The 11,715-nt window shown below is 73.0% G+C and carries 10 protein-coding genes and 1 pseudogene; 4 read left to right on the forward strand and 7 right to left on the reverse strand.

The window, feature by feature from the left end:
• The 7 genes and pseudogenes from IH13_RS0105065 to IH13_RS0105095 form a co-directional block, all read right to left on the reverse strand.
• The coding region (locus IH13_RS0105065) for an AMP-binding protein (RefSeq protein WP_031081353.1) at positions 1 to 2,426 on the reverse strand (2,426 nt) is incomplete at its 3' end.
• A gap of 1 nt (position 2,427) precedes the next feature.
• Positions 2,428 to 3,121: pseudogene (locus IH13_RS36765) on the reverse strand (ABC transporter ATP-binding protein).
• Positions 3,118 to 4,059 (reverse strand): FecCD family ABC transporter permease, encoded by a 942-nt coding sequence (locus tag IH13_RS0105075; protein WP_051835762.1) that lies wholly within the window; start codon positions 4,057 to 4,059, stop codon positions 3,118 to 3,120. The pseudogene IH13_RS36765 and the gene IH13_RS0105075 overlap by 4 nt, the downstream one beginning before the upstream one ends.
• A 50-nt stretch (positions 4,060 to 4,109) precedes the next feature.
• Positions 4,110 to 5,135 carry a FecCD family ABC transporter permease gene (locus IH13_RS0105080; protein ID WP_031081356.1) on the reverse strand — a complete coding sequence of 342 codons (1,026 nt, stop codon included), beginning with the start codon at positions 5,133 to 5,135 and terminating at the stop codon, positions 4,110 to 4,112.
• A complete protein-coding gene (locus tag IH13_RS0105085) occupies positions 5,132 to 6,133 on the reverse strand; it encodes an ABC transporter substrate-binding protein (protein WP_031081357.1) in 1,002 nt (333 codons plus the stop codon). Before IH13_RS0105085 ends, IH13_RS0105080 begins: the two co-directional genes overlap by 4 nt.
• A gap of 99 nt (positions 6,134 to 6,232) precedes the next feature.
• Positions 6,233 to 7,087, reverse strand: coding sequence for a siderophore-interacting protein (locus IH13_RS0105090; RefSeq protein WP_031081360.1), 855 nt, complete (start codon positions 7,085 to 7,087; stop codon positions 6,233 to 6,235).
• Positions 7,084 to 7,323, reverse strand: coding sequence for a phosphopantetheine-binding protein (locus IH13_RS0105095; protein ID WP_031081362.1), 240 nt, complete (start codon positions 7,321 to 7,323; stop codon positions 7,084 to 7,086). Before IH13_RS0105095 ends, IH13_RS0105090 begins: the two co-directional genes overlap by 4 nt.
• Positions 7,324 to 7,843: 520 nt before the next feature.
• Here IH13_RS0105095 and dhbA point away from each other — a divergent pair.
• From dhbA to IH13_RS0105115, 4 genes are all read left to right on the forward strand, one after another.
• Positions 7,844 to 8,674 carry a 2,3-dihydro-2,3-dihydroxybenzoate dehydrogenase gene (gene dhbA, locus IH13_RS0105100; protein ID WP_031081364.1) on the forward strand — a complete coding sequence of 277 codons (831 nt, stop codon included), beginning with the start codon at positions 7,844 to 7,846 and terminating at the stop codon, positions 8,672 to 8,674.
• A gap of 71 nt (positions 8,675 to 8,745) precedes the next feature.
• Positions 8,746 to 9,951 (forward strand): isochorismate synthase DhbC, encoded by a 1,206-nt coding sequence (gene dhbC, locus IH13_RS0105105; protein ID WP_031081366.1) that lies wholly within the window; start codon positions 8,746 to 8,748, stop codon positions 9,949 to 9,951.
• 286 nt (positions 9,952 to 10,237) lie between these two features.
• Positions 10,238 to 10,591, forward strand: a complete 354-nt coding sequence (locus IH13_RS40465; RefSeq protein ID WP_420713340.1) for a hypothetical protein — start codon at positions 10,238 to 10,240, stop codon at positions 10,589 to 10,591.
• Positions 10,592 to 10,740: 149 nt separating this feature from the next.
• Positions 10,741 to 11,247: a hypothetical protein gene (locus tag IH13_RS0105115; protein ID WP_158791047.1), complete on the forward strand. Its 507-nt coding sequence runs from the start codon at positions 10,741 to 10,743 to the stop codon at positions 11,245 to 11,247.
• Positions 11,248 to 11,715 lie beyond the last annotated feature (468 nt).

Below are 11,715 nucleotides of genomic sequence, written 5' to 3' on the forward strand. Positions count from 1 at the left end.
TAGCCGCGGGCCAGGTGCGGGCCCGCCAGGTACAGTTCGCCCGTCGTGCCGTGCGGTACCGGTTGCAGGGCGCCGTCCAGCACGTAGGTCCGGGTGCCGGCCAGCGGGGGGCCGATCGTCGGCTCCCCGCCCTCGTCGATCCGGGCGGTGGTGCTGTCCACGGTCGCCTCGGTCGGGCCGTAGATGTTGCGCGCGGTCGTGCCCGACTCGGCGATCCTGCGCCACAGCGCGGGCGGGGTGGCCTCCCCGCCGAGGACCAGCAGGGTGGGGCGGTGGTCCAGCAGGCCGCCCTCGACGAGCGGCGCCGCCATCGACGGTGTGGTGTCGACGACGTCGATGCCGTCGCGGGCGTACGCGGCGAGCAGGGCGTCCGCGTCGCGGATGGTCTCGGCGTCGTAGACGTGCAGTTCGTGACCGCACAGCAGCCACACCAGGTGGTCGAAGGCGGAGTCGAAGGCGAACGAGTAGGTGTGGGCGGCGCGCAGCCGCCTGCCCGCCGCCCGCTCGGCCTCCGCGACGACGGTGGAGCGCTGGTGGTGCAGGAGCGCGGCCAGGCCGCCCACCCGGCCGAGTACGCCCTTGGGGCGTCCGGTCGACCCGGAGGTGTGGATCACGTACGCGAGGTGCCCGGGGTGCCGGCGGGCGGCCAGTTCGCCGTCGGCCAGGGGGGCGCCGGACAGCCCGGCGGCCTCGTCGAGGAGGGCGGTCCAGGGCAGCCCGTCGATCGCGCCGGCGGTCAGGACCAGCGCGGGGCGCGTGTCGTCGATCAGCTCGCGCAGCCGCTCGGGCGGGTACGCGGCGTCCAGGGGCAGGAACGCGGCGCCCGCGTCCATGACCGCCAGCAGGGCGACGACCGAGTCGGCGGAGCGCGGCAGGGCGAGCGCGACCACGTCATCGGGGCCGATCCCGCGGGCCCGCAGCGCGCGGGCCAGCCGGTGCACCCGGTCGGCGAGGTCCGCCGCGGACAGCCGGTCGTCACCGCAGACCAGGGCGGTACGCGCGGGGTCGGCGGCGACCATCGCGTCGAAGGCGGCCGGCACGTCCAGCGGGGTGCCCGGCAGGGCGGGCGGGCACCAGTCGGCGGGCAGCCGGTCCGCGTCGCCGGACAGGGCGGTCCGTCCGACCGGCAGGCCGTCGGTGAGCCCGGACAGCAGGGCCCGGAGCCCGGACAGCAGGCCGTCGACCCCGGCCTGGTCGTTGGTGCGGGCGTCGACCTCGAAGCCGAGCAGCAGCCCGCCGTCGCGGGTCGGCAGGACGCTCAGGCCCATGTCCTCCGGCGGTCCGCCCGCCACGTTGCGCATCACGCCGCCGGACCCGGCGAAGTCGATGGCCAGGTCGAACGCCTTGAGGTTGATGCCGCGTCCGTGCAGCAGCGCGCCCGCCCCGGGCACACCGAGGTCCCTGGGCAGGTCCTCGCCCCGGTAGCGCTGGTGCTCGCGCATCTCGCGCATGGCCGAGGCGACGCGCCGGCTGAGCTCGCCGAGCCGGTCGGCGCCGCGCACGGCCACCCGCAGCGGCAGCACGTTGACCGCCATGGCGGGGGTGCGCAGTTCGACGGAGCCCGCCCGGCACATCAGGGGCAGCGCGAACACCACGTCGGTGCGGCCCAGCATGCGGTGCAGGAAGGCGGCGTACCCGGAGATCAGCACCTCGCCCCAGGTGACGCCCTCGCCGTCGGCGAAGGCGCGCAGCCGGGCCGTCTCCTCGGGGGTGAGGACGGCGCGGGCGGTCAGGGTGCGGCCGGGCGTCCCGGCCGCGGTGTCCGGGTCGCCGAGGTCGGGCAGCGGGGTGAAGCGCTCGACCCAGTACGCGCGGTCCTCGGTGAACCGGTCGCTGTCCCGGTAGGCCTGGTCGGAGGCGACGAGGGCGGCGAAGCCGCCGAACGTGGACCTGGGCGGCTCGGTGCCCCGTACCAGGGCGGTGTAGCGGGCGCCGGTGCGGCGCGCGAGCATCGCCGCGGTGTAGCCGTCGAAGACCAGGTGGTGGCCGAGCTGGGTGTACCAGACCTCCCGGTCGGAGAGCCTGATGACGGTGCGCGAGTAGAGCGGCCGGTCGACCATCACCCGGCACCGCTCGGCGGCCCGTGCCCGCTCGGCGTCGACGAGTGCCTGGGCGGCGGCCACGGGGTCGGCCGTCCCCCTGACGTCGAGCACCTCGGGTGGTTCGACCGGATCCTCGCTGACCGCCTGGCGTGGCCCCTGGGGGGTGTCGTACACCCGCAGCCGCAGCGTCTCGGCCTCCTGGGTGGTCGCCCGGACCGCTTCCACCAGCGCGTCGACGTCGACCGGCTCGCTACCGGATATCTCCACCACGTCGCCGACCAGGTAGTACGGCGAGTCAGGCTCCAGACACTGTGCGTTCCAGATTCCCAACTGCGCGCGGGTCAGGGCGAGAAGACCGTCCGAGGACACGCTGGCGGTGCTCAACTTACTCTCCTTGAAGTGTGGGGACGACCATCGGTGTGCCGGTGACGGGGTCCGGGACGATGATGCTCGGCAGGTCGAAGACGTCCTTGATCAGCGCGGCGTCCACGACGTCCCCGGGGACGCCCTCGGCGACCACCCGGCCGTCCCTCATGGCGACCAGGTGGTCGGCGAACCGGCACGCCTGGTTGATGTCGTGCAGGACGGCGATCACCGTGCGGCCCTCGTCGCGCAGCCGGGCGAGCAGGCCGAGCAACTGGTACTGGTGGGTGATGTCCAGGAACGACGTCGGTTCGTCGAGCAGCAGGTAGGGCGTCCGCTGGGCCAGCCTCGGTGACCGCCTCCTCGTCCTCGGGCGACCACAGCGCCAGCAGCGACTGGTGCGGGAACCGCCCCCGGCTCACCAGCTGGCGGACCTTGATGTCGTCGGGTGCCAGCGGATCCTGCGGCAGGAAGCCGAGTTGCTTGGCCAGGACCTTGGGCGCGTAGTCACCGACCTGGCGGCCGTCGAGCCGCACCTGCCCGGTCTCCGGGCGCAGCAGCCGCACCAGGGCGCGCAGCAGGGTCGATTTCCCGCAGGCGTTGGGCCCCACGATGGCGGTGAACGCGCCGTCGGGGACGTCGAGACTGAGGCGTGTGGACACGACCCGGTCTCCGTAGCGCAGGGTGATGTCCCGCGCGGTCAGGCGTGCGTTCACGCGCGCCTCACCTCCTTGGTCAGCAGCCAGATCAGATAGCAACCGCCGATCGCGGTGCTCACCACTCCCACGGGCAGCGCGACGGGCGCCAGCAGCATCTGGGCGAGCAGGTCGGCGCCTTGGAGCAGGACCGCACCGGTCAGTGCGGCGGGGAGCAGCGGAACGCCGGCCGCGCCGGCGAGCCTGCGGCCGATCTGCGGGGCCGCCAGGGCGATGAACGCGATCGGTCCGGCCACCGCGGTCACCGTCGCCGTGCAGCCGACGCCGACGAGCACCATCAGCAGGCGCAGCCGGTTGAGACCGACCCCGGTGGTGGCCGCGACGGCGTCGCCGAGCGACGCCTGGTGCATGGCGTGTGCCTGGGTGGTCATCAGGACGAGCAGGACGGCGATGATCGCGAACGGTATCCCCACGTCGCCCCAGCCCACGCCGTTGAGCGAGCCGGCGCTCCAGCCGACGGCGGCGATCGCCACCTCCAGTTCGGCGCGCAGCACGATCCACGAGTTGACCGCGGTCATCATGGCGTTGACCGCGATGCCGATCACCACCAACCGAAGCCCGGAGAAGCCCCGTTGGTAGGCCAGCAGGTAGATCGCGGCCGCGACGAGCAGTCCGCCGAGCACGGATCCGGTGGCCAGTTGGGCGGAGGTGCCCGACAGCACGGTGATGGCGATCAGGGCGCCGGTGTAGGCGCCCGCGTCGAGGCCGATCACGTCGGGGCTGCCCATGGGGTTGCGGGTGAGGTTCTGGAAGAGCGCCCCCGCCACTCCGAGGGCGGCGCCGAAGACGAGCCCGGCCAGCACGCGCGGCAGCCGCCAGTCCTGGATCACCACGGACCTCTCCGTCCCGGTCAGGACGGCGAACACCTTGCCCGGGGAGGCCCAGGAGGCCCCGTAGCACAGTCCGAGCAGGCCGAGGCCCAGCATGAGTACGACCATGACGGTGGCCAGGACGGCCGTACGTCGTTCTCTCGTGCGTCCACGTGTGTTCACAGTGATCCCGCCCCGAAGCGGCGGACGGCCCAGATCAGCATGGGTCCGCCGAGGAAGGCGGTCACGATGCCCACCGGCACCTCGCCGGTCGGCAGCAGTACCCGCGACCCGATGTCGGCGATCAGCAGCAGCACGGGGCCCAGCACCATCGTGTAGAGGATCAGCCAGGGCACGGAGCCCGCCGCAGGCCTCCGCACCAGGTGGGGCACGATCAGGCCGACGAACAGGATCGGCCCGGCCACCGCGGTCGCCGCCGCGCAGAGCACGGTGATCAGGACGAGTGAGGCGACGCGCACCCGGCCGACTCCCGCCCCGAGGGTGTGCGCCACGCTCTCACCCAGTGTCAGGGCGTTGAGCGCCCTGCTCAGCAGCAGCGCACCCAACAGGCACACCGCGATGGCGGTCAACGGCAGTGCCAGTGGGGCCTGTTCGCGGGCGGCCAGTGAGCCGACCGACCAGAACCGGTAGGTGTCGAAGACGTCCGGGAGCATCAGCCGCAGGCCCAGCGCGACACCGCTCAGCACGGCGGTCAGGGCGACGCCGGTGAGCACCAGCCGCAGCGGCGAGCGCCGCCCGACGGCGGCCACCAGCAGTGCCGTGAGCACGGACCCGACGACGGCGGAGCCGAGTTGGCCCGCCTGCCCGGCCGCCAGCCCGAGCGCCGAGCCGACGGTGATGGCGAACCCGGCACCCGCGGTGACGCCGAGGATGCCGGGCTCGGCCAGCGGGTTGCGGGCCAGCGTCTGGATCAGTGCGCCCGACACCGCGAGGGCGGCGCCCACCGCGATGGCCAGCAGCGAGCGGGGCCCTCGGACGTCACGCACGATCACGTGGTCGTCGGTGCCCTGGTAGTCCAGCAATGCGCGCACGGCCTCGGACGGCGGGACGTGGCGGGCGCCGATGCCCATGCTGAGCACGGCCACCACCGCCAGCAGCACCAGCCCCGCGACGAGCAGGCCGACCTGCCGCGCGGCGGCCCGCCTGTCCCCCGTCCGCCCCGACGCGCGACCCGCGACGGTCACCGCTTCAGCAGCGGAGCGAGCGACGTGTCGACCGCGTCCAGGGTCTTCACGGCCTGCCCGTAGGTGGCGGCCTCGGTGTAGCGGATCGGGAAGGTCTTGCCGGCCTTGACGGCGGGCAGGTTCTTCCACAGCTTGGAGTCGAGGACGTACCGCACCGCCTCGGAGACGCTGCCGTCGGCGTTGACCGAGTACGTCAGGACGTCGGCCTCGCCGAAGGCGGCCGGGAGTTCCTCGATCGAGGGGTACTCGCTGACCGAACGCGACCCCTCACCGGCCTCCTTGACCTTGCCGTAGTACGTGGCGCCCAGGTCCTCGGCGACGTTGGTGCCCCAGGAGCCGTTGAACTCGCGCTGGAAGGTGCCCTTGGCGACCTCGCCGTACGCTCCGACGTGTCCGAGCTTGAGCTGGGGCAGCACGTCCTTGTACTTGTTCTTCAGCTCGGCGGCCTTGACCTCGTACGCCTTCTGGCCGGCGTCGAACTTGTCGAGTGCGCCCGCGGCGTCGGCCTGCTTGCGGGAGAGTTCACGCCAGGCGGACGGGACGGTCGGGCCGATCGCCACGACGGGGGCGATCGACTCCAGCCGCTTGACGTCGATGTCGCCGAGGACGGGGGCGGGCACACCGATGACGATCAGGTCGGGCTCGACCTCGGCGATGGCCTCGTAGTTGGTCTCGGCCGCCTGCTCGCCGGCCACCTTGGTGAGCTTCTTGTACGCGGCGAGGTCCTCCTCGCTCATCATCGGCTCACCGCGCTTCCACGACGAGATCCCGACCAGCGGCGCGTCGGCCTCGATCAAGGCGGGCACGGCATAACCGGTGGCCACCACACGCTTCGGCTCGGCCGGGATCGTGATCTTGCCGTTGTCCGCGGCGAACACCCGGGTCCCGCCCTTCTCCGAAGCGGCGTCCGACCCGCCTTCCGAGGAGGACCCGCACCCGGCCAGGACCAGGGCCAGCGAAACGGCGCCGATCAGACCGGACGTTCTGCGTATGGGCATGAAGTGCTCCTTGCTCATTAGGTAAGGCTTACCTTAGTTGACGAATTCGCGTCAGGACAACCGGCATCGGGCAGCTGACCCGCCCCGGCCGCCCGACGGTCAGTGGTGGTCGTCCTCGTCGAAGTCGGCGACGCCACGCTTCCAGTAACCGGTGATGTCGTGGTCGGCCTTCTCCAGCCGCAGTTCGTCACGGACCCAGCGGCGCAGCGGCTTGATCTGCCCCGCCTCGCCCGCGGCCCACACGTACACCCGCTCCCCCTCGGGCACGGTCACCGACGTCACGGCCCGCACCAGCGCGTCCCCGGCCCCCGCCGGCAGGTCGCCGCGGTGCAGCCAGCGCACCTCCACGCCCTCGGGCGCGGACAGCTCGATCTCCTCCGCTGCGTCGACGACTTCGATGAACGCCCAGCCCTTCGCGCTGCCGGGGAGCTCCTCCAGCCATCGCGCGATCGCGGGCAGGGCCGTGAGGTCGCCCGCGAGCAGATAGCGGTCGTAGCAGTGCGGGACGATCAGCCCGCCGGGCGGCCCCGCGACATGGACGACGGCGCCCGGCCGGGCCGCACGCGCCCAGGTGGAGGCGAGGCCGCCGGCGTGCAGGGCGATGTCGATGTCGATCTCGCGGGCCGCCGGATCGTAACGGCGGACCGTGTACTCCCGGGAGGTGACCGCCGGCCGGGGCCAGCGCAGCATCGCCCCGTTCCGCTCGGGCAGCCGCAGCGTGCCGTCCGGGTCCGGAAAGACCAGCTTCACGTGCTCGTCCGGCGCGTGGGCCTCGAACCCCTCGGCGCCCGGACCGCCCAGGGTCAGCCGCAGCAGGCCGGCGCCGACCATGGCACTCCGCACGACCTCGGTCTCCCGGATGCCGATCGGATAGCCCACCTTCTCGGCGGCCCGGCCCGCCCGCACCTCGGCGATCCGGTCCAGGTGCCTGCCCCGGTGGTCGACGCGGCTCATGCGGTCCGACCCGTCAGCAGTTCGGTCCAGTGGCCCAGTTCGGGCTGCTCCGCCAGGTCGGGGAAGTCCAGCGTGGCCGCCCCCGCGGAACGCCAGCGCTCGACCAGGGTCATCATGCGCACGGAGTCCAGGCCGAGGTCGACCAGGTTCTCCTCGGGCGCGATCTCCTCGGGGGCGCAGCCGAGCAGTTCCGCGACGTCGGCGCGGACACGTGCGGGTGACAAGGTCTGATTCATCGGGTGGCTCCTGCGGGGTGGACGCCGACGGCGCGGTCGGCACGTCGATGGTGGTGGTCACGGCGGCAGGGCGCGGGGCGGCGAACCCACGGGCCCGGCCGCGTCGTCCGCGGGTGCGCCGGACTCCCCGGTCCCCGGGACGCATCGGGCCCTCGGGCCGGGACGGGCCCTTCGCGCCGGACCGGCCGCGGGGTCCGGGGGCGGGACGCCCCGCACCCGGCGGACGGGCGGACCGTCCGGTCGCACACCGGCGCTCGGGCGCTCCAGCGCGATATGGGCACGTCCGCGAATCCTTTCTCCGGCACGCGGAGTCACGCCGTCGCCGACCGTTCCGGACCGGCACGCACTCCCCCGCCTGTGACCAGGCAAGGCTAACCTAACTTGCCTCCCATCCCTACCGGATACCCGAAAGCGGATCAGTGGAGGCCGTCGGCACCCGGGGCGCCCCCGATGACGGGTAACCGCCGAGCGGCTTCTTGATTTAGGTTACCCTTACCTAACTTCTCGTAGGAGGTTGCTCATGCCTGATCACATACCGGGCAGAAGTGGCGAGTTCGACGGCCGCACTGTCCTGGTGACCGGTGCCGCACAGGGCATCGGGGCCGCCGTCGCCGAGCTGTTCGCCACCCTCGGTGCCCGGGTGGCCGCCACCGACCGCGCGCAGGACGGCGTCGACGCCCTGGCCGCACAGTGGCACAGGCGGCAGGCGAAGACACCGGAGGGCGAGCGTCCGGCGGGCCGCCTGGAGCCGTACGTCATGGACGTCACCGACCGCGGATCGGTGACCAGCGCCGTTTCCCGTGCCGAGAGCGAACTCGGCCCCGTCGACGTACTCGTGAACGTCGCGGGCGTCCTGCGCACCGGCCCCGTGACCGGTTTCTCCGCCGAGGACTGGTCGGACACCTTCCGGGTGAACACCGACGGCGTCTTCCACGTCTCGCAGGCTCTCGCCCCGCTGATGGCAGGCCGGGGCGGCGGCTGCATCGTCACCGTCGGCTCCAACGCCGCCGGGGTCCCCCGCACCGGTATGGCCGCCTACGCAGCGTCGAAGGCGGCGGCCGTCATGTTCACCAAGTGTCTGGGGCTCGAACTCGCGCGCAGCGGAGTACGGTGCAACGTCGTCGCGCCCGGGTCCACCGACACCGCGATGCAGCGCGCCCTGTGGACCGGTCCGGGCGCCGAGCAGCGTGTCGTCGACGGCGACCCGGCCACCTACCGCACCGGCATACCGCTGGGCCGGATCGCCGACCCGGGGGACATCGCCGAAGCCGTGGTCTTCCTCGCCTCGGACCGCGCCCGGCACATCACCATGCAGGAGCTGTACGTCGACGGCGGCGCGACCCTGCGCTGAACCGCCCCCAGCCCTTCCGTACACGCCCGTCCCCCGCACCCGCCGACGGAACCATCGAGAACGGAGTCCCCGTGTCGACGACATCCCAGGTCGCCACGTCCATGCCCCCCGCCGACCCGGCCCACCCCGTCATAGGAGCGGCCACCTCGCTCCTGGACGCCTACACCCCGGACGCCCGCTTCCTCGCCACCCCCGGCCGCACCCTGCTGGCACACGGGGACGTGCGCCGGGTGCCGCACGACGAGAGGTCCCTGGACGAGCGAGTGAACGCCACCCTGGCCGAAGCAGCGGCGGCCGGGCAGGAGTCGCCCGTGGTCATCGGTGCCATCCCGTTCGACCACGGGGCGCCGGCCGCCCTGAGCGTGCCGGCCGAGCTGCGCACCGCCCCGCCGCTCGCCTCCGATCCGCTGATCGCGCTCCCCGTCGGCGTCCCGGCATCGGCCGACTGGCGGATACGCCCGGTACCGGAGCCCGAGGCCTACGGGGCCGGGGTCGCCTCGGCCGTGGAACGCATGTGGCGCGGGGAGTTCAGCAAGGTGGTGCTGGCCCGCACCCTCGAACTGACCTCCTCGGCCCCGCTCGACCTGCCGGCGATGCTCCAGCGCCTGGCCCGCCGCGACCCCGTCGGCTACACCTTCGCGCTGCCGACCGCTCCCGGCCGCACCCTGATCGGCGCCAGCCCCGAACTGCTCGTCTCCCGGAAGGGCAGTCAGGTCACCGCCAACCCGCTGGCCGGGTCCACCCCGCGCAGCGCCGATCTGGCCGAGGACGTCCGCCGGGCGGCGACGCTGCTGGAGTCCGCGAAGGACCTGCACGAGCACGCCGTCGTGGTGGACGCCGTCCACCAGGCCCTCGCCCCGCACTGCTCGCGGCTGACCGTCCCGGCCCGGCCCACCCTGATCCGCACCGCCACCATGTGGCACCTGTCGACCACGGTCACCGGGACGCTCGCCGCCCCCGACACCTCGGCGCTCTCGCTCGCCTGCGCCCTGCATCCCACCCCCGCGGTCTGCGGCACACCGACCGCGACCGCCCGCCAGGTCATCGCCGAGACGGAACCGTTCGACCGGGGCTTCTTCACCGGCGTCGTCGGATGGGGGGACGCCCAGGGGAACGGCGAATGGGTCGTCACCATCCGCTGCGCCGAGGCCGAGGAGCGCACACTGCGGCTGTACGCGGGGGCGGGCGTCGTCGCGGCCTCCGAGCCGGAGGCGGAGACCGCCGAGACCGCCGCGAAGTTCCGCACCTTCCTCGGCGCCGTGGGCACCGAGCTGTAGGACGGCCCCGGCGCACCGCCCCCGGTGCGCACGCCAGGCCCCCGGGCTTCGCGCGCGCACCGGGGACGGTCGCGCACGCCACCGTCGCCCCTGGGCGGCACGCCCGGCCTCTCGGCCATCCGTGTTCCGGACCGGCCCCCGTACGGCAAGGGTCGGTGCACCCTGCGTGTTCCGCCGCGCCGCCGATCCCGGGGTTCCCAGACCGGCCGAAACGCAGATGTTCGAAATTCCGGCCGGCTCGTTGAGCCTCACGAGCCGGCCGCAATCGACCACCCAGGGGGCCACGTTGCCCTCGGCCGGCGCACAGGAACAGCCGACGCCCGACCCGTCGGATCCGAGCACTCCGCCCGACCCGACGGCTGCGCGGACGGAGGAGTACCTCTACCGCGGCGAGTCCAGGCTCCAGGCCTGCGCACAGCTGACGACCGGCACCATGACACGGCGGCTGCCCGCGCCGGTCCTGCGGTCCCTGAAGACGGCCTGGCACGTGGACCGGGGCGCGACGGCCGGACTGCCGGCGTGCCAGGCCGGCACGGGCGTCCTCGCCGCGCTGGGGCTGCTCGCGGCCACGGGGACGATCACCGCCCTGTTCTCGTCCGGCGACATCACCGAGCGGTTGGCGTGTTGCCGATCGAGTTGAACGGGGCGGACGCCACGCAGCCTCCGGTGCTGGGGCTCGTGTCCACGAGCGGCCCGGGAACACGGCCGACAAGGCGCACCAAGGTCCGCCCATGCCGACGTCTCAGGGCACGAGTTGGCTTGTCAGAGGCATCGGCTAACTTGCGGGCCATGGGAAATTCAGGCGGATCATTGACGACCCGGTCCACGGGGGAACTGCACCAGTTCATGCGGGCAGCCGGGTTCACGGGCATCGACGACACGCAGGTGTTGGCGGAGGGCTGGCAGGTCACGGACTTCGCCGACGCCGGACGGCGCAGCCTTGCGAACCTCGTCCAGCAAACGGGGACACCAGCCGTCATGGTGTCCTTCCTCGACAGCGATGTGGGCTTCATCGAGGCCCTCACGCCGGACGGCAACGGCTGGCAGGGCCTGCTCAACCGCGAGGTGGCGAAGAGCTACGAGATGCCTCTGGAGCACTTCCCCATCGAACCCGCCGTGGCCGGCGCACTCGCCTGGTCGACCGCCGCGGGACTGACGCCCGACGAGCAAGCCATTCGGCAGACGCTCACCGGGTCGGCCCTGTTCGCGGAAGAGCTCTCCTCAGCCCTCCTGGTCGCCCTGGGACTGCCCGGCGCAATCCAGCCCTCACAAACCAGGGCCTGGTGCATTACGTGAACTTACCCCTGGGGAATAACGCGATCGTCCACAACTGTCCGGGAGGAGACCTGCACGGCGGCGTCCGTCGTCCCCAGCAGCGGCCGGGACCCGTCCTGCCGGACCGAAGCGGTGAGGGCTCCCGATGGGCGGATTCAGGGGGTGCGGCTCAACTCGGGCATGGAGGACGCTGCGGTGTTCAGCCAGGTGATGGCGTCCGGGACACCGCTGTGCCCGGCGTGGCCGCTCTCGGCCCGGTGTGCGGCACGGACACGGTAAAGAAGGGCTGTCAGCGCGGGGGCTCGAACGTGGCACGGGGCCCTGACTAAGTTCATGGATCAGGGCGCTGAGCCCGGCACAGTCGAAGGTGCGGTGGGCGTAGTCGCGGCCGTCCAGGGCGTGGACGACGTTCCCGGCCAGCCGGTCCTGCACGTACTCGCGCAGTCGCTCATCGGCCACCAGCTTCGGCCGCTGAGCCCGCCGCTCGGC

The organism is Streptomyces sp. NRRL WC-3549, from assembly GCF_000721935.1.
GTDB lineage: Bacteria > Actinomycetota > Actinomycetes > Streptomycetales > Streptomycetaceae > Streptomyces.

What these genes read in the sequence shown, in the direction of transcription:
- IH13_RS0105075 (WP_051835762.1), bottom strand. Translation starts at nt 4,059, where the DNA reads ATGGTCGTACTCATGCTGGGCCTCGGCCTGCTCGGACTGTGCTACGGG.
- IH13_RS0105085 (WP_031081357.1), bottom strand. Translation starts at nt 6,133, where the DNA reads ATGCCCATACGCAGAACGTCCGGTCTGATCGGCGCCGTTTCGCTGGCC.
- IH13_RS0105090 (WP_031081360.1), bottom strand. Translation starts at nt 7,087, where the DNA reads ATGAGCCGCGTCGACCACCGGGGCAGGCACCTGGACCGGATCGCCGAG.
- IH13_RS0105095 (WP_031081362.1), bottom strand. Translation starts at nt 7,323, where the DNA reads ATGAATCAGACCTTGTCACCCGCACGTGTCCGCGCCGACGTCGCGGAA.
- dhbA (WP_031081364.1), top strand. Translation starts at nt 7,844, where the DNA reads ATGCCTGATCACATACCGGGCAGAAGTGGCGAGTTCGACGGCCGCACT.
- IH13_RS0105115 (WP_158791047.1), top strand. Translation starts at nt 10,741, where the DNA reads ATGGGAAATTCAGGCGGATCATTGACGACCCGGTCCACGGGGGAACTG.